Annotated in this window: 16 protein-coding genes; 6 read left to right on the forward strand and 10 right to left on the reverse strand. The window is 68.5% G+C overall.

Going from position 1 to position 16,374, the window contains the following annotated elements:
• Positions 1-163: 163 nt before the first annotated feature.
• From moaA to EXE46_RS11880, 7 genes are all read right to left on the reverse strand, one after another.
• Entirely contained in the window at positions 164-1,168 is a 1,005-nt protein-coding gene (gene moaA, locus EXE46_RS11850; protein ID WP_137688600.1) for a GTP 3',8-cyclase MoaA, read from the reverse strand.
• Positions 1,169-1,295: 127 nt separating this feature from the next.
• Positions 1,296-2,063: an MBL fold metallo-hydrolase gene (locus EXE46_RS11855; protein ID WP_137688601.1), complete on the reverse strand. Its 768-nt coding sequence runs from the start codon at positions 2,061-2,063 to the stop codon at positions 1,296-1,298.
• 96 nt (positions 2,064-2,159) lie between these two features.
• Entirely contained in the window at positions 2,160-2,585 is a 426-nt protein-coding gene (locus EXE46_RS11860) for a universal stress protein (protein WP_137688602.1), read from the reverse strand.
• Between the two features lie 111 nt (positions 2,586-2,696).
• On the reverse strand, positions 2,697-3,254 hold the full coding sequence (locus EXE46_RS11865) for a diadenylate cyclase (protein ID WP_137688603.1): 558 nt from the start codon (positions 3,252-3,254) through the stop codon (positions 2,697-2,699).
• Between the two features lie 172 nt (positions 3,255-3,426).
• A complete protein-coding gene (cruF, locus tag EXE46_RS11870) occupies positions 3,427-4,305 on the reverse strand; it encodes a bisanhydrobacterioruberin hydratase (protein ID WP_137688604.1) in 879 nt (292 codons plus the stop codon).
• Complete coding sequence (locus EXE46_RS11875) at positions 4,302-5,288, reverse strand: prenyltransferase (protein ID WP_137688605.1); 987 nt, start codon at positions 5,286-5,288, stop codon at positions 4,302-4,304. The genes cruF and EXE46_RS11875 overlap by 4 nt, the downstream gene beginning before the upstream one ends.
• Positions 5,285-6,787: an NAD(P)/FAD-dependent oxidoreductase gene (locus EXE46_RS11880; RefSeq protein WP_137688606.1), complete on the reverse strand. Its 1,503-nt coding sequence runs from the start codon at positions 6,785-6,787 to the stop codon at positions 5,285-5,287. Before EXE46_RS11880 ends, EXE46_RS11875 begins: the two co-directional genes overlap by 4 nt.
• Positions 6,788-6,877: 90 nt before the next feature.
• Between EXE46_RS11880 and EXE46_RS11885 the strand changes: the two genes are divergently transcribed.
• Positions 6,878-7,648, forward strand: coding sequence for an SDR family oxidoreductase (locus tag EXE46_RS11885; protein ID WP_137688607.1), 771 nt, complete (start codon positions 6,878-6,880; stop codon positions 7,646-7,648).
• A gap of 452 nt (positions 7,649-8,100) precedes the next feature.
• A complete protein-coding gene (locus EXE46_RS11890) occupies positions 8,101-8,952 on the forward strand; it encodes an SDR family oxidoreductase (RefSeq protein ID WP_137688608.1) in 852 nt (283 codons plus the stop codon).
• A 39-nt stretch (positions 8,953-8,991) separates the two neighbouring features.
• On the opposite strand, the gene thiE is transcribed toward EXE46_RS11890, so the two are convergent.
• Positions 8,992-9,624, reverse strand: a complete 633-nt coding sequence (thiE, locus tag EXE46_RS11895) for a thiamine phosphate synthase (RefSeq protein ID WP_137688609.1) — start codon at positions 9,622-9,624, stop codon at positions 8,992-8,994.
• A 138-nt stretch (positions 9,625-9,762) separates the two neighbouring features.
• Between thiE and EXE46_RS11900 the strand changes: the two genes are divergently transcribed.
• From EXE46_RS11900 to EXE46_RS11910, 3 genes are all read left to right on the forward strand, one after another.
• Positions 9,763-10,065, forward strand: coding sequence for a hypothetical protein (locus EXE46_RS11900; RefSeq protein WP_137688610.1), 303 nt, complete (start codon positions 9,763-9,765; stop codon positions 10,063-10,065).
• Complete coding sequence (locus EXE46_RS11905) at positions 10,066-10,578, forward strand: hypothetical protein (protein WP_137688611.1); 513 nt, start codon at positions 10,066-10,068, stop codon at positions 10,576-10,578.
• A gap of 77 nt (positions 10,579-10,655) precedes the next feature.
• Positions 10,656-12,107 carry an MATE family efflux transporter gene (locus EXE46_RS11910; protein WP_137688612.1) on the forward strand — a complete coding sequence of 484 codons (1,452 nt, stop codon included), beginning with the start codon at positions 10,656-10,658 and terminating at the stop codon, positions 12,105-12,107.
• Positions 12,108-12,110: 3 nt separating this feature from the next.
• Here the strand turns inward: EXE46_RS11910 and EXE46_RS11915 are convergent, their stop codons facing one another.
• Positions 12,111-12,971 carry a mechanosensitive ion channel family protein gene (locus tag EXE46_RS11915; protein ID WP_137688613.1) on the reverse strand — a complete coding sequence of 287 codons (861 nt, stop codon included), beginning with the start codon at positions 12,969-12,971 and terminating at the stop codon, positions 12,111-12,113.
• Positions 12,972-13,155: 184 nt separating this feature from the next.
• Positions 13,156-14,319 (reverse strand): 7,8-didemethyl-8-hydroxy-5-deazariboflavin synthase subunit CofG, encoded by a 1,164-nt coding sequence (gene cofG / locus EXE46_RS11920; RefSeq protein WP_137688614.1) that lies wholly within the window; start codon positions 14,317-14,319, stop codon positions 13,156-13,158.
• 490 nt (positions 14,320-14,809) lie between these two features.
• On the opposite strand from cofG, the gene EXE46_RS11925 reads away from it, so the two are divergent.
• Positions 14,810-16,312, forward strand: coding sequence for a sodium:solute symporter (locus EXE46_RS11925; RefSeq protein WP_137688615.1), 1,503 nt, complete (start codon positions 14,810-14,812; stop codon positions 16,310-16,312).
• Positions 16,313-16,374: the final 62 nt, after the last annotated feature.

Consider the following 16,374-nt stretch of genomic DNA (forward strand, 5'->3'; position numbering starts at 1 on the left):
GGGATGGTCTCCTGATCGGAGACCATCCCTCAGGAATCCACTTGCTCGCCTGTTGCATCGATCTACGATACCTCTCAAACGGCTCCTACGAGAGAGTACCGAAATCGATCTCGGGCTAAACACATACGAGATTCGTAAGTCTACCCACTCTCGGTACACCAACTCAGTCCGCCGCGCTCGGCGTCCCGAGGTACTTATCGTTGAGTTCGTAGCCGCCGTCGTCACCCTCGATCAGGTACTCGCCGTAGTAGGGCACCCGATTCGCGACGACTTCCTCGAACGTCTCCGCGATCTCCTCGCGGGTCATCTCACCCATCGACCGGAGGTCGTCGTTGCGGTTGAGACAGCCCTTCAAGTACCCCTCATGCGTGACGCGGACGCGGCCGCAGTTCGCGCAAAAGTCCTCGTTCTCGACGGGGTCGACGATCTCGACCATGCCGCCCGTCTCGTCGTCGCTCGCCTCGCCGACGAAGTAGCGCTTCCGGTCGTGCATCTCGCGGTGCTCGACGCGGTCCGCCTTCTCGGCGAGCCAGTCGTGGACGCGTCCGATGTCGACGTTCCACTCGGGGCGGCCCGTCAGCTCCGGCATGTACTGGATGAGCTGGAGCTGGAGCCCCTCGTTGTCGGCGACGTGCTCGACCATCTCCTCGACGTAGCCCGCGGTGTGCGTGAACACGACCATGTTGAGCTTCACGGGGTCGAGCCCGGCGTCGACGGCGGCCTTCACGCCTTCGAGGACCTTCTCGTAGGCGCCCGACTTCGTGACCTCGGCGAAGTCGTCCGGGTCGAGCGCGTCCTGCGAGACGTTGACGCGGTCGAGCCCGGCGACCTTCAGGTCCGCCGCGCGCCCGGGGAGGAACGTGCCGTTCGTCGTCATCGAGACCTCCATCGAGTCGGGTGTGCGCTCGATGATCTCCTCCAGATCCTGCCTGAGCATCGGCTCGCCGCCGGTGAACTTCACGGCGTCGACGCCGTATCCCTCGACGACCTCCAGGAAGCGGACCACGTCGTCGGCGCTCATCTCCGACTCGCTCGGCTCCATCGGCCCGCGCGTGTCGCCTAACCCCTCGTTGTGACAGTAGACGCAGTCGAAGTTACACCGGTCGGTGAGCGAGATCCGCACGCCCGTCACCTCCCGTCCGAAGTCGTCCGCGAGTGGACCGGCCATGGGAGATGGAAGCGACTACGCGCGCTTAAATAACCGGGTCATTCGTGCGGGTGCGTAACACCCTTTGGTTACGTCGCGGCCGCGACGCGGCCCGCTTCGGGTTACGATCTCCGCCCGTATCGCCCTCTCACAGCGACACGCGGAGCCCGTCGGTCGCGACCCGGACCTCGCCGTCGAACCCCGCCTCGCGGACGCTCGCCTCCATCTCGCGCTCGCGGCCGCCGGTGTGCGGGTAGAGGTGCGAGAGGAGGAGCGTCCCGACCTCCGCGCCCGCGAGCGACTCGCCGAGGCTCGTCGGGTTCGGGTGGTTCGACACGTCGACGTCGTCCGGGAACGAGCAGTCGTGGACGAGGCAGTCGGCGCCGCCCGCGAACCGCGCCATCCCCGCGAACGCCTCGGTGTCGCCCGAGCAGACGAGCGGGCCGTCCGCGGGCGCCGCGTCCGAACTCGGCGGCGAGAAGCGGTACGCGAACCCGTCCATCGAGTGCCGCACCTCGCGGGCGGCCACGTCGAACCCGCCGGCGGTGAACGACCGTGAGGCGGACACCTCGCGCACGGCGAGATCGATCCGACCGTCGAGGTAGTCGTGAACGTCGAGCAGCCCGTCGATGAGCAACTTCGTGCCGGGGGGGCCGACGACTTCGAGGTGCTCCTCGCCGGCGAGCCAGCGCGCCTTCAGGAGGGGGAGGAGCGCCGCGACGTGGTCGAGGTGGTGGTGCGTGAGGAGGACGGTCGAGACGCCCTCGTAGCCGGTGTCGGTGCCGGCGAGCCGCTGGAGGACGCCGCTGCCGCAGTCGACGAGCAGCGACCGGTCGCCGTCGTCGAGGAGGTACCCAGCCTGCGCGCGGTCGGGGACCGGCATCGCGCTGCCGGACCCGAGCACGGTGAGTTCCATGCGGACGGGTCGCGGCCGAACCCACCTAATTGGCTCGGACGCACGGCGGCCGGCCGCTGGCGGGGTCGGCCCGGTCGGCGTCGCCCGGACGCCCGGTCACTTGATGAGGAACACCGGCACCGACGCGTCGTCGGCGACGCGGTCGGAGACGCTCCCGAGCGACCGGATCCGCTCGCGCGGCGACTTTCCCTCCGGGCTCATCACGATCACGTCGATACCGACATCGTCGGCGTACGCGACGATCTCGGCGTCCGGCGTCCCGTGTGCGATGTGGGTCTCGGCGTCGAGACCGGCCTCGCTTGCCGCGTCGGCGACCGCCTCGACCGCGCTTTCCCCCTGCGATTCGAGGTCGTCGACGACCTCGTCGTGGAGGTCGCCCGAGTTCGCGGTCGTGACCCGCTGGTCGACCACGTACAGCGCGTGGAGCGTCGCGTCGTGGTCCGTCGCCAGCCGAATCGCGTGGTCGAGCGCGCGGTCGACCGCATCGCTCCCGTCGGTCGGCACCAGAATCTCGTCGTACATGCGCGAGCGTTCGCCCGGGACCGGCTTAACGATGGGGCCTCTGTGTCGGGGTCCGGGAGCGCTCCACGCCGCGCGCGGAGTCGACGCCGGAGGTCGGCGGCCGCTGGCGCGCTACTCCCCGCGCCAGCGGCCGCCGATCTCCTCGCGGCGCATGGTGTCGGCCTCGCCGTCGCGGAAGACGCTGACGCGGCCGGTCTCCTCGCTCAGCGTCACGGTCGCGACGACCTCGGGACGGACGGAGGTCTCGATCGCGCTCATGTGGCGCGACCCCATCCACGGCTCGTAGCTCACGTCGTCGACGAGATCGGTCTCCTCGTCGCGGGTGCCCAGGTCGCGGAACCTGACCATCTGCGTCTCGATCTCGCCGTCGACCGCGACGACGACGCCCCCGTCCTGCGCGACGCTCACCGACTCGGCGGCGGTCGCGAGCGCGTCGCCGTCGAAGACGGAGGGCGCGGTGTCGCGCGGCCAGCGGTTGTCGCCCATCGGGTCGGCGTACGCACCGTAGTCGCTGTCGCCGATGACGGCGAAGTACAGTCCCGGCCCCTTCACGTGCGGCTCCTCCCACCCGTCGAAGGAGACGCTGACGCCCTCGGCGCAGTAGGTCAGGCGGTCGACGACCTCGCACAGCCGGTCGTGGTCGCCGTAGTCGATGGCGAGGCCGCTCATCGCAGTTGGTCCCCCCGGTCCCCCCGTCCGCTGCGGTTGCCGCCGTTGATCACAGTCGAAGAGACGAGACACCGGTATATAAGGGCAACCGAGTCGGTCGGCGCCTCAGGGCCGCGTGCGCTGGCCCGAACGCTCGCTCACGGCCGTCAGCGCTCACGACACCGAACGCTCGCTACCGCCGCCACTGCGTGAACAGCCGCGTGTCGAACCGGTCGGCGCGGACGAGGCCGACCCCGAACGCGGCCGCGACCGCGGCGGGCAGGAGGTTCCCGAACCAGACGTTGATTCCCCCCCAGAGGATCACGAAGCTCACCATGTCGTCGAGCATGAACTCGCAGTCGCGGAGTCGCTCGCGGATCCCCGCCTCGGCGAAGGCGCGGTCGAGCGTGACGACGGCGACGATCGCGGACAGCACCCACCCGACATAGTTCGACAGCGGGACGCCGTAGAACGCGCCGCCGCCGAAGTCCCAGAAGCCGAGCGACACCGCGCCGGGGTCTAAGACGACGTCCATCGCGACGACGACCGGGATCACCGTCGCCAGTCGGACCCAGACGCTGTCGGCTCGCGGACCGAGCAACAGCAGACACAGCAGGTAGGCGTTCAACACGAGGGGGATGAAGAAGACGGGGAGCGCGACCGGCACGCCCGCGAGCATCGGCCCGAGGTCCACGGTGTACGCGAACTCGCCGTACGGCCACCCGGTCGCGACGCCGACCCCCTCGATCAGGTAAGTGTACGCGATCAGGACGCCGATCCACCCGAGCGCGCGGCGGTCGACCGTCGGTAACACCCCGACGACGAGCGGCGACCGCATCACGATCACGCCGAACAGGACGAACCACGGGTGGAAGGCGAACGGCTCGGGCACCCACCCCTCAGCGCTGCCGACGAGCGCGAGCGCGCCGACGAGCGGGAAGACGACCGCGATGGTGAAGCGGTTCTCGCGGACGATCCGGTCGAGCAGCGCCTCCGCCTCGTCGCGCGTGTCGGGCGCGCGCTCGCGGAGCGCGTCGAGCCGCGACCCCGTCGTCGCGGTCGAGTCGGTCACGGCAGCGCCTCCCAGAGCGGGTACACCCGCCAGAGGCCGCCCATCGACAGCAGCGTGCCGACGACGGTGTTCAGCGCCGGGAACCACCAGTACGCGCGGTCGACGGAGACAGCCGAGCGCGCAACCCACGCGACGAACAGCGGGTACACGCCGAGCAGCGCCCCGAGACGGGGGTCGACAAGCCAGAACGCGGCGGCCGCGGCGGTCCACGCCGCGAAGCAGTAGGCGTACGTCCGCGCCTCGCCGAGGACGGTCGCGGTCGTGTCGATCCCCGCCGCGCGGTCCGGCTCGATGTCGGGGATCGCGGAGAACGTGTGCATCCCCATCGTCCAGAGCCACGCGCCCGCCAGCGCCGCGAGTGGCGGGTGCGCGCCCGCGACCGTCGCGTACGCCGCCGCGCCCGGGAGGACGTACAGCCCGTTCGACAGCGAGTCGAGGAACGGCGTCGTCTTGAAGCGCGCGGGCGGCGCGCTGTAGCCGACGGCCAAGACGAAGAATCCGATCAGGTACGGCCACGCGACCCGGGGCGTGATCGCGAGCGTCGCCAGCCCGAGGAGCCCGGAGGCGACGACCGCGGCGGAGACGAACCGGCTCCCCCGCCAGCGCGCCTCTCGGTCATCCTTCTTGGGGTTCACCTCGTCGATGTCGGCGTCGAACACGTCGTTGACGCCGTAGAGGAACACGTTCGCGGGGACGAGGAAGTACCCGGCGAGCGCGACCGTGACGGGCGTGAACAGCCCGCTCACGGCGTCGATACCGTAGGTGACGCCGACCGCGACCGGCCCGGCGAGGTAGAGCCAGAAGCGCGGCCGCGACAGCACCAGTAGGTACCGGAGTCCCTCGCGGCCGGTGCCGGCGGCCTGGCCCCGCTCTCCCGTCGCGGCCCGGTCCGCCTCTTCCGAGCCGGGTCGGTCCCGGCTCTCTCCGGCGGCTCGCTCGCCGTCGGTCTCGGGTCGGTTCTGGTCGCTCACGGCGGCGATCACACGTCGTCGTCGGCCATCGCTTCCGCGGTCAGCCCCCCGCTGATGAGACACATCGGGACGCCGATGCCGGGCGTCGTCGTCGACCCCGTGAAGTAGAGCCCGTCGACCGCGTCGGAGACGTGCGGCGGGCGCAGCAGCGAGGTCTGGGTGAGCGTGTGCGCCAGCCCGAGCGCGCTGCCCGCGTAGCTGTTGTAGCGGTCCGCGAAGTCGTCGACCGAAAACGTCTCCTCGACGACGATCCGCCCGCGGAGGTCCGTGTCGGCGTTCTCGGCGATGTCGTCGATCACGAGATCGCGGTACCGGTTCCGGATCTCGGGTGTGTCTGCCAACCCGGGCGCGATCGGCACCAAGGCGAAGAGGTTGCTGTGGCCCTCAGGCGCGACCGTATCGTCAGTCTTCGAGGGGACGCAGAGGTAGTACGCGGGGTCGTCGGGCCACTCGGGGTCGTCGAATATCTGCGCGAAGTGCCCGTCCCAGTCGGTCGGGAGGACGAGCGTGTGGTGTTCGAGGTTCGGCACGTCGCCCTCGACGCCGAGGTATAACAGGAACGCGGACGGCGCGTACGTCCGCGACTCCCAGTACTCCTCGGTGTACTGTCGCTTGTGTTCGGGCAGCAGCTCCTGTTCGGTGTGCGCGTAGTCGGCGTCGGAGACGACCCGGTCCGCGAGGTAGCGCTCCCCGCCCGTGGTGTCGACCGCGAAGGCGCCGTACCGACCTTCGATCCCGGTCACCTCGGCGTCGGTGACGAACTCGACGCCGAGCTCCTCCGCGAGTTCGACGATCCCGTCGACGACGGCGCCGATCCCGCCCTCGGGGTAGTAGACGCCCATGTTGTAGTCGACGTGGCTCATCAGGTTGTACAGCGCGGGCGTGTTCGTCGGCGAGCCGCCGAGGAACACGAGCGTGTACTGCATCAGCTGCTGGAGCTTCGGGTGGTCGAAGTACTTCTCGACGTGCCCCTGCATCTTGCCCAGAAGCGAGAGCCCCCACGAGTAGCGGAGCACGTCGCGGTCGACGTAGTCGCGCAGCCGCGGGCGGTCCTCGTAGACGAAGTGCTCCATCCCGATCTCGTAGGTCCGCTCCGACTCCTCCAAGTACGCGTCGAACGCCTCGCCCGCGCCGGGCTCGTACGACTCGAATATCTCCCTGTTCGCCTCGCGGTCCGGCAGCACGTCGACCTGGTCCCCGTCTTTCCAGAACACGCGGTAATGCGGATCGAGGCGCTCTAACTCGTAGAACTCGTCGGGCGACCGGTCGAAGTGGCCGAAGAAGCGCTCGAACACGTCCGGCATCAGGTACCACGACGGCCCCATGTCGAAGCGGAAGCCGTCGACTTCGAGCCGGCTGGCGCGCCCGCCGAGCTGCTCGTTCTTCTCCAAGAGGGTGACGTCCGCGCCGGCGTCCGCGAGGTAACAGGCCGTCGAGAGGCCGCCGAATCCGCCGCCGATCACGACGACGGACTCGCCGGCGACGCCGTCGATGTCCGGGACCACGTCCATGTCCGAAGCTACGGACGGAACCGGTATAAATACCGGCCAGATGCGCCGAGTGGATACCACTAAGTCGCCGTCGCGCGTACCCGAGTTCACATGGACCTGACGGTCGCGATCACCGGCGCAACGAGCGGGATCGGGCGAGCCGTCGCCGAGGCGTTCGTCGACGAGGGGGCGTTCGTCGCCGTCTCCGGGCGCGACGGCGCGGCCGTCGATCGGACCGTCGCGGCGCTGAACGGCGATGGAGAGGACGGCGAACGCGACGTCGACGCCGACGGCGAGGGGGCGGGCGGCGCGGACGCCGCCGACGGTGCGGCCGACCGCGGCACGGCGTGGGGCGCCCGCGTCGACGTGCGCGACGAGTTCGACCTCGAACGGTTCTTCGAGCGCGTCGCCCGCGAGGCCGGCCCGGTCGACGTCGTGTTCGCGAACGCCGGCGTGTTCCACGGCGCGCCGGGCGAGCGACCGACGACAGAGGTCACTTACGCCGACTACGACGACACGATGCGGACGAACGCCCGCGGCGTGTTCGCGACGATAACGGAGGCGACCCCTCACCTCGCCGACGACGCACGCGTCCTCGTCCCGTCGGGCGCGGTCGCGGCCGAGTCGAAGCCGGGGATGGGCGCGTACGCGGTGTCGAAGGCGGCCGCCGAGGCGGTCGCGCGCGGCTTCGCCGCCGACCTCTCGGCGACGGTCGGCGTCGTCGACCCCGGCCTCGTCGCCACCGACCTCACGGGGAAGGAGCGCGCCCGCGACCCCGAGAGCGTCGCGCCGCTGTTCGTCTGGGCCGCCACCGAGGCGCCCGCCGAGGACGTGAACGGCGAGCGGGTGGGGCTCCGGGAGTGGAAGTCGGCGACGCGGTAGGGGTAGATTGGGCTCGGGTCGGCGGGGAAGGGCGCTATGACTCCAGTCGCTCGTTTGTAAATATCCGATCGCGGATTGGCGCTGAACACCGCCAAAGCCCCAGTCGCGAGGACGACCCTCGACGACGCAAGGACCGCAAGGAGCGAGCGAAGCGAGCGACTGAGGACCGCAGCGAGTCGCGGGTCGTCCTCGCGACTGGGGCTTTGAGTCCCACCCCGCACCGCAACCGCACGGCACCTCACGCCTCCCCAGCCTCGTCGGCGGCTCCCGATGGTCGCCGCCGACTCCCTCGCGCGGTGCTCCTCGGCCGCACCGCGGCCTCGGAGGCACGCGCCACCGCAGTTGTTGTTTATAAGTGAATAGCGCCACCTCTCGCGGGTATTTACACAGCACATCGTCGATTCCGCGATTCGACCACCGAGAATTATCCCTCGGTCGGTCGAACGAGGGGTATGCCACTCGCGGACCCCGACCTCTCGGGCTCGACGGCGTTCATCACCGGAACGACTCGCGGCATCGGCAAGCAGATCGCGCTCGCGCTCGCCGAGCAGGGCTGTAACGTCGTCTCGACCGGCAAGACGACGGACGACGACGACACCGAGCTGGCGGGGTCGATCGAGCAGACGGCCCGGGAGGTGCGCGAGCGCGGACCGGAGGCGCTGGCGCTCGAACTCGACCTCCGCGACGAAGAGCGCGTCGACGAGGTCGTCGAGGAGTCGATCGACCGCTTCGGCGAGGTCGACATCGTGATCAACAACGCGAGCGCCATCCAGCTGGCGAACGTCGCGGACCTGCCGGCCGACCGCTTCGACCTCCTGACCGACGTGAACGTCCGCGGGACCCACCTCGTCGCGCACGCGTTCGCCGACCACCTCGCGGGGCTCGACGAGGCGTGGCTGCTGACGAACGCGCCACCGGTCACGACCGACCGCTCGCCGGGCAAGGCGCCGTACGCGTGGTCGAAGCTCGGGATGTCCTTCGTCACGCTCTCGCTCGCCGAGGAGCTCGCGGGCGACGACGTGGGCTGTAACACCTTCTGGCCCGTGACGACGATCGACACCCGCGCGACGCGCTACTTCGGGCTCGGGACCGAGGACGACTGGCGCACCCCCGAGATCGTCTCCGACGCGGTGCTCGAAATCCTCGCGCGCGACCCCGCCGAGTGTACGGGCGAGAGCTTCTACGACGAGGAGCTGCTCCGCGAGGCCGGCGTCACCGACTTCTCCGCGTACAACCTCACCGAGGGCGACCCGGCGCCGATGTCGGCGCGGCTGTTCGACCCCGAGTACGAGCGCGAGGTCTGAGGGGCCGTCACCGCGTCAGCACGTCACTCCGCCGCTCCATCACTCCGTCACCGACTCCCGAAGCGCCGCGGTCGCCGCTGCCGGGTCCTCGGCGGCCGTGACCGCCGACAGCGCGGCCACGCCGGTCGCGCCCGCCTCGACCACGGGCGCGGCGTTTCCCGCGTCGATCCCGCCGATCCCGATCACCGGAACCGCGACCGCGTCGGCGATCGCCGCGATCCGCTCGGTGCCGATCCCGTCCCGGTCGCCCGAGACGTCCTTCGAGTCGGTGCCGTAGACGGCGCCGACGCCGAGGTAGTCCGCGCCCGCCGCCGCGGCCGTCTCGGCCTGTTCGACCGTCGAGGCCGAGACGCCGACGACGGCGTCCTCGCCGAGCCGCTCGCGGGCGACCGCGACCGGGAGGTCCGACTGTCCGAGGTGGACGCCGTCGGCGTCTATCGCGGCCGCGAGGTCGATCCGATCGTTCACGAGGAGCGGCACGCCCGCCTCCGCGGTCAGCTCGCGGAGCCGGAGCCCCGTCTCGTAGCGCTCGCGGTCGGTCGTCGCCTTGTCGCGGAGCTGGACGACGTCGACGCCGCCCTCCAGCGCGGCCGCGACCACCTCCGGCGTCGACCGCCCCGCCGAGCGGCTCGCCGCCGTGACGAGGTACGTTCGCCACTCGTTGATATTCATTAGTGGTACAACTCGTGGTTCGATAAAAACGGTTGCGCTCCGGGACCGCTCCACCGGGACGGGTCCGGCGAACCGGCCGATATGCTCACGTTGTACACACGCAAAGCGCTAAGTGCGCCGGCTCACATCGTACACACGATGAGCAGCGACAAGAAGCGGGTCCAGTTCCGGGCGCCGCACCGACTCATCGACCGGACCGACGCGCTCGCGGACGTGCTCGGGGAGGACCGGACGGACATCCTCGTGACGGCGCTGCGAGAGTACCTCCAAGAGGCGGCCCACGACGACGCGCTCACTCAGGAGATCGCGGCCGCCTACTACGACGACGCGATCACCTTCGAGCAGCTCAAGGCGCTCGTCGGCGCCGAGGAGGCCGCGAACCTCCGCGTGCTGAAACGGCAGTTGGACGAGGGGTTCGTCGACGAGGTCGCCGACGCGTAGATGGCCCGGCTCGTCGCCGACACCTCCGGCCTCGTGAGCCTCGGGATCGCCACCGGTGACGACCCCGACCCACTCTCGACCTGCGCGGAGCGGTACGAGGTCGTCGTCCCGACGGTTGTCGTTGAAGAGCTCCGAGAGACCGCCTCGTACGACGACGCGCACGGCCGCGCCGCGACCGCCGTTCTCGATCGGACCGGAGCGATATCGACCCGATCGGTCGAACTCGACGCGGAGTTCCCCCTCGACGACGGCGAGAACGCCGCCGTCGCCCTCGCGAACGATCTCAACGCCGCGCTGCTGCTCTGCGACGAGTTCACCCAGCTCGGCTTGGTTCACGCGTCGCTCGCCGACACGCGGCTCGTCACGACGCCGACGCTCCTCTCGGTCCTCGTCCGGACCGACGCGCTTTCGGCGGGCGACGCGAGGGTGGCTCTCATCTCGATCGGCGACGCTCGGAGTTGGGACGCGAACGCCTACGTACAACGGGCTCGGTCGCTGCTCGAAGGCGACTGACGCCGACGTCGACGGACGCCTCCCCTCGCGACGCGGACGGACAGACACAAGCCCGCCCGGCCCGTACCGTGGTTCGAATGCTATCCCGGCTCCGCAACGGCGCCGCGCGCGTCGGCGAGGCGGTCGCGGGCGCGCTCGATCGGGCCGGAATTATCGACCGGTCGCGGCTCGACGAGACGATGGGGCTCGCGTGGCCGCGGATCGTGACGGGGTTCGCGATCATGTCGAAAAACACCGTGGACCTCGCGGTGATCGGTTACGCGTTGGGCGTCTCGGCGGTCGCCGGGCTCGGGTACGCCTTCGCGTTCTGGCAGCTGGCGAAGTTCGTCTCCATCGGACTCGCGGGCGGCACCGTCTCGCTCGTCTCGCAGAACTACGGCGGCGACGACCGCGGGCGGGCGGGGCTCGTCGTCAAGCAGTCGCTGCTCGTGGCCGCGCTGCTCGCCGCGCCGATCGTCGCCGGCTACATCCTCGGCGCGGAGCGGCTGATCGGCCTCGTCGGCGGCGACGGGGCGGCGCTGTCCGCCGGGACCACCTACCTCGTCGTCACCGCGCCCGCGCTCGCCTTCGAGTTCTTCAACATGATCGCGAGCCGGACGTACGCCGGCGTCGGCGACACGGTCACCCCGATGGTCGCCCGCGCCGGCGGCGCGCTGTTGAACGTCGTCCTCACGGTCTGGCTCGTCCTCGGCGCCGGACTCGGCGTGTTCGGCGCCGGACTCGGCACCGCGGTCTCCATCGCCGCCGTCGGCGTCGTCCTCGCGTGGGGGATGTCCGGCCACTCGTACTTCGGCCGCGGCGCGTCGCCCGTCCCGGTCGGGCGCTCCGGCCCGTGGCTCGACGCCGGGCTGACCCGACAGCTGCTCCGCGTCTCGGCCCCCCTGATCGCGCGCCGCGTCGCCGAGGGGGTCGTCGTCTTCCCGCTGCTGTGGATCGCGTCGTCGTTCGGCGAGGCGGTCGTCGCCGCCCTGGAGGTCGGCCGCCGGGTGCGGGCACTGCTCGGCAGCTTCAGCTGGGGCTTTTCGATCGCCGCGAGCACGCTCGTCGGCCAGCGGCTCGGGGCGGGCGAGGAGTCGCTCGCGACCGCCTACGGCCGCGACGTGATCGCCCTCTCGGCGGTCGTCTACGTCCTCGCGTCGGCCGCGGTGATCGCCGCCGCCACGCCGATCGCGGGCGTGTTCGTCGACGACCCGGCCGCGGTGAGCGCGACCGCGGCGTTCGTCGTCGCGGCCGCCGTGAGCGCCGTCCCGCTCGGCGTCGACGGCTCGATCACGGGGTCGCTGCGCGGCGCGGGCGACACGCGGTGGCCCTTCGTCGCGTCGATGATCGGGCTGTACGCGTTCGCGCTCCCGGTCGCGCTGGTCGGGCTCGTCACGCCGCTCGGCGTCGCCGGCCTCTACGCGGCGCTCGTGGCCGAGAAGCTCGTGCCGGCCGGGCTGAACGGCTACCGGTTCCGGTCGAACCGGTGGCAGGCCGTCAGCCGACAGTACCGGCCCGACCGGGGCGACGCCGAAGAAGAGGTCGGGTGAGGCCTACTCCTCGGCGGCGACGTCCTCGATGACTTCGACGCTGCCGGTGAGCTGCCGGTGGACGTACGGCATGTCGATGCCGGCCTCGTCGAACGCCTCCTTCACCGCGGTGACGTACTCGGAGCGCACGCGGACGAAGTCGCCGCGGTCGGGGTCGGCGATCCACCAGCGCGACTGGAGCCCGACGGCGGAGTCACCGAGCTCGACGAGCCGGACCGAGACGCCGGGGTCGTCGAGGATCTCCTCGTGGGCCTCGGCCTTCTCGACGATGATGTCGGTCGCCTCCGCGATGTCGTCGTCGTAGCCGATCCCGAAGACGAACTTCTGTCTGAGCGTGTCGTAGGCGACGGGGTTGGTGACCGCGCTGTTCGCGAGGTCGCCGTTCGGCACCGTCACCAGCTCGTTGTCGAACGTCCGGACCCGCGAGACCCGCAGGTCGATCTCCTCGACGCGACCGCTGTTCCCGTCCCACTCGATCCAGTCGCCGACCTCGAACGGCTTGTCCTTCAAGATGAACACCCCGGCGACGAAGTTGCCGAGGAGGTCCTGTGCGGCGAAGCCGACCGCGAGCGCGATGGCGCCGCCGAACACCGCGAACGCCGAGAGGAACGCGCCGTAACCGGCCACGGCGAAGCCGATCGCGATCGCCGCCACCCAGACGACGGCGTTGAGGACGTTCGTGCCGAGGCTCACGACCGCCTCGTCGAACCCGCGCGATCTGGCGATCCGACGGAATCCCGGAATGACGGCGAGCTTTCCGAGCAGCAACACGGCGAGGAAGCCGGCGACGAACCTGACCAACGTCACGGCGATCGCCGCCACGTCGACCGCGTTCGTGATCGCGTCGAGCTGTAAGGGGTACATCGTCCCACCTTTCGGGCGACTATATAAAGAAGCTACTGGCAGCGCGGTTGTTTACGTTCGGTGTGAGAGCCAGTCCGAGCGGAACTCGGCGCGGTCCGAACTCCGGCCGGGGCAGAACTCGGCGCGGTCCGAACTCCGGGTCGGGACGCGGCCGCGGCCCGCTCGCGCTCCGGGCGACGAGGGGTCAGTCGCCTCGCACCGCGAGCGGGCCGTCCCCCCGAGCGACCGCGCGCAGCCGTCGGCCGTGGACGTCGTCCGCGGCGATCCGCTCCCGGACCGCCGCCGGAACCCACTCGTCGCGACCGGCCGGTTCGGGCGCGGACTCGACGCCCGCGGGCCGGAGTTCGTCGGGGAGGTACCGGGCGTACGTCGGGAGGCGCTCGCGGAGCGGGACGCCGCCCGCGTCCGCGACCGCCTCCAGTTCCCGGTGGTCGGGCCACTCGTACGCCGGGTTGATGTAGTCGTCCGTCACCGGCGAGACGCCGCCGAGGTCGTCGATCCCGCAGTCGACCAGATCGGCGGCCGGCGAGAGGTTCGGCGGCACCTGAACGGACACCTCCTCGGGTAGCGCCGCCCGCGCCATCGCGACGACTCGGCGCATCGTGTCGAGGTCCGGCTTCGGGAAGTCGGAGCGCTCGTTGGGGACGACGTTCTGGACGATCACCTCTTGAACGTGGCCGTGGCGCTCGTGGAGGTCGCGGATCGCGAGCAGGCTCTCGGCGCGGTCGCGCCAGTCCTCACCGATCCCGACGAGGATGCCGGTGGTGAACGGCACGCCCTGCCGGCCCGCCGCGCGGATCGTGTTGAGCCGCTGGCCGGGCGTCTTCCGGCGTCCCCCGGCGTGCGCGTCGACGTCGGCGGTCGTCTCCAGCATGACGCCCATCGACGCGTTCACCTCGCGGAGGTCTGCGAACCCCGCCTCGGTCAGATCGCCGGGGTTCGAGTGCGGGAGCAGCCCCTCCTCCAAGGCGATCTCGCAGGCGCGATAGAGGTACTCGTGGATCGAGTCGAACCCCCACTCCGCGAGCGTCTCGTGGAGGGCCGTGTACCGGTCGTCCGGCTCGTCGCCGAAGGTAAAAAGCGCCTCCGTACAGCCCGCGTCGGCGCCGACGCGACACTGCTCGCGCACCTCCTCGGGCGACAGCAGCGACGCCTCGCCCGGCACGTCGTAGTAGGTACAGTACGTACAGGTGTAGCGACACGCAGTCGTGAGCGGGATGAACACGTTGCGCGCGAACGTGAGCCGGTCGGCGACCGCGACGTCGGAAGGGTGGACCGAGAGCAGTCGCTCGACGGCCGCCCCGTCGACCGAAAGGTCGATCCCGTACTCGTCGCCCCCGGCGAACACGGACCTCACTCGCGGCCGGCGTTTAAAAAGAATCGCGGTTGCGGATCCCGCCGCGAGGCCGAATCCGGTTACGTTGTGCGGGAGAAATGGAGTCGCTCGCGTTCGCTTCGGCTCGCCAAATACCTCGACAAGTGTGTCAATATACGGTTCGATGACATCAGGATCTGAAACTCCTATACTGTCTCATACATCTCGACCAGATCGACCTCTTATTCATACCCAAAATTCTCTCCCACAAATGGATTGGCGCTTGACCAGCGCATCAGCGAAGAGTTCGAAGTTACTACCTGAAGTTGGGTTGTTCGCGACAGTCGAACCGTCGTATCGTACTCAGTTCCTGGATTCGGTTGTATACTCGTAGTTGAGGGGTTGCGTAGTTAGTATCTCGTAATTTTGATGTGGCGAACGATTTGCGGTAGTTCCGTCTTCTGACGGCAAATGAGCGGAAGTTTCCCGGCATTCATCACAATAAATCCTCGTTATTTGTGTGATGACACCCCTCAAACTGTACCTCTGGGTGGGACTCGGCCTCTTCCTCGTTGTAGTGGCCGGGCTTGCCTACCTTGGATGGAAACGGACAAACACGATGTCTGATTTCGCGATCGCCAGTGAGTCACTAGGACCGTATGTACTCGGTGCGGCGTTCGCTGCGACGTTCTTTAGCGCCGCCACGTTCGTCGGGTACGTCGGCTGGTCGTACACCGCTGGTTTGTCGAACCTTTGGTTGTTCCTGGCGTTGATCGGGGCATCCCCAGTTGCGCTCATCCTCTTCGCGAAACGCGTTCGCGAGATCAACGTCGACCAACATTCCTTGTCGTTGCCTGACTGGCTCGGTTCATTCTATGACAGTCAGTTCATCCGCGTCTGGGCGGCAATCGCGGTGATGTTCAACCTCTTCTACATCGCCGCACAACTTGATGCCGGCGCCCTGTTCTTCACAACCCTGCTTGGATTCAGCAAAGAGATTGGACTTACCATCATCACCGTCTTGGTGGTACTCTACGTAATGGCCGGTGCGACGTTCGCTGACATCTACACCGACGCCGTTCAGGCCGTTCTCATGGCGATTATGGGTGTACTCGTGTTTGTTTCGGCGTTCTGGACGATCGGTGGTGGACCGATCGGGACGTTCACACATATCGGTGCTGAGATGAATGCGATGGACCCCGCACTTACGAAACCGACAAACCCCGATTCGTCGGTTTTCTATAGTGCCTTCGCCATCATCGCCCTATTCATCCTGGAGTTCGCGTTTGCCGCACAACCCCAGCTGTTCAACAAAGTCCTCGCAATTTCGAACCCGAGTGACCTCCGGAAGATGATCGTTACGTATGTCTCCCTCACGCTGGCGTTCATCCTCACTATCTTCGGTGGGTTCTACTTGCTTGTGCTCGATTCATCGCTGGAGGTCGCCGACCAAGCGATATTCGTGTACGCGATGGATTACTTCCCCGCCATCGTTGCCGCATTCCTTGGACTGGTGATCTTGTCTGCGGCGCTCTCTACCACAGACGGCATCTTCATCGTTCTCTCGACGGCGGTCGCGAATGACGTATTCCTGAAGTTCCTCGTCGGTGAAGACTACATTGAGATGGACGCTGATCGTGCCGACCGAGTCTCCAAATACATTGCGCAAGCAGTTGTCCTCCTTGTTGGGGCGATCGCGTACTACATCGCACTCACTGCTCCGTTCAATATTGGCGAGCTCATCTGGGTGGGAATTTCAGGTGTTGCCGCTGCTACCGTCCCGCCGATCATGGTCGGAATTTACTTCCCGAATTTCGTAACTCGGAAGGCAGCGATCGCCTCGATGGTTGTCGGAGTATTGGGTTATGGCGTCATCACGACCGTATCGAACGCTCCTAGCGTGTTCGTTCGCGGGACCTACGCGCTCGTCCTCTCAACGGCCGTCATGATCGCTGTAAGCGCAGTTACCGCCCAAGAGGACGGGGTAGCCGAAATTGGTGCTGACACCACAACCGGAGGTGACTAAGAATGGTATCCATTATGTGGTACGTCTGGCTTGTCGGCACTGCGGTATCGCTGGCGACGATC

It is taken from the genome of Halorubrum sp. GN11_10-6_MGM (assembly GCF_005435165.1).
GTDB lineage: Archaea > Halobacteriota > Halobacteria > Halobacteriales > Haloferacaceae > Halorubrum.

What these genes read in the sequence shown, in the direction of transcription:
- moaA (WP_137688600.1), bottom strand. Translation starts at nt 1,168, where the DNA reads ATGGCCGGTCCACTCGCGGACGACTTCGGACGGGAGGTGACGGGCGTG.
- EXE46_RS11855 (WP_137688601.1), bottom strand. Translation starts at nt 2,063, where the DNA reads ATGGAACTCACCGTGCTCGGGTCCGGCAGCGCGATGCCGGTCCCCGAC.
- EXE46_RS11860 (WP_137688602.1), bottom strand. Translation starts at nt 2,585, where the DNA reads ATGTACGACGAGATTCTGGTGCCGACCGACGGGAGCGATGCGGTCGAC.
- EXE46_RS11865 (WP_137688603.1), bottom strand. Translation starts at nt 3,254, where the DNA reads ATGAGCGGCCTCGCCATCGACTACGGCGACCACGACCGGCTGTGCGAG.
- EXE46_RS11880 (WP_137688606.1), bottom strand. Translation starts at nt 6,787, where the DNA reads ATGGACGTGGTCCCGGACATCGACGGCGTCGCCGGCGAGTCCGTCGTC.
- EXE46_RS11885 (WP_137688607.1), top strand. Translation starts at nt 6,878, where the DNA reads ATGGACCTGACGGTCGCGATCACCGGCGCAACGAGCGGGATCGGGCGA.
- EXE46_RS11890 (WP_137688608.1), top strand. Translation starts at nt 8,101, where the DNA reads ATGCCACTCGCGGACCCCGACCTCTCGGGCTCGACGGCGTTCATCACC.
- thiE (WP_137688609.1), bottom strand. Translation starts at nt 9,624, where the DNA reads ATGAATATCAACGAGTGGCGAACGTACCTCGTCACGGCGGCGAGCCGC.
- EXE46_RS11900 (WP_137688610.1), top strand. Translation starts at nt 9,763, where the DNA reads ATGAGCAGCGACAAGAAGCGGGTCCAGTTCCGGGCGCCGCACCGACTC.
- EXE46_RS11905 (WP_137688611.1), top strand. Translation starts at nt 10,066, where the DNA reads ATGGCCCGGCTCGTCGCCGACACCTCCGGCCTCGTGAGCCTCGGGATC.
- EXE46_RS11910 (WP_137688612.1), top strand. Translation starts at nt 10,656, where the DNA reads ATGCTATCCCGGCTCCGCAACGGCGCCGCGCGCGTCGGCGAGGCGGTC.
- EXE46_RS11915 (WP_137688613.1), bottom strand. Translation starts at nt 12,971, where the DNA reads ATGTACCCCTTACAGCTCGACGCGATCACGAACGCGGTCGACGTGGCG.
- EXE46_RS11925 (WP_137688615.1), top strand. Translation starts at nt 14,810, where the DNA reads ATGACACCCCTCAAACTGTACCTCTGGGTGGGACTCGGCCTCTTCCTC.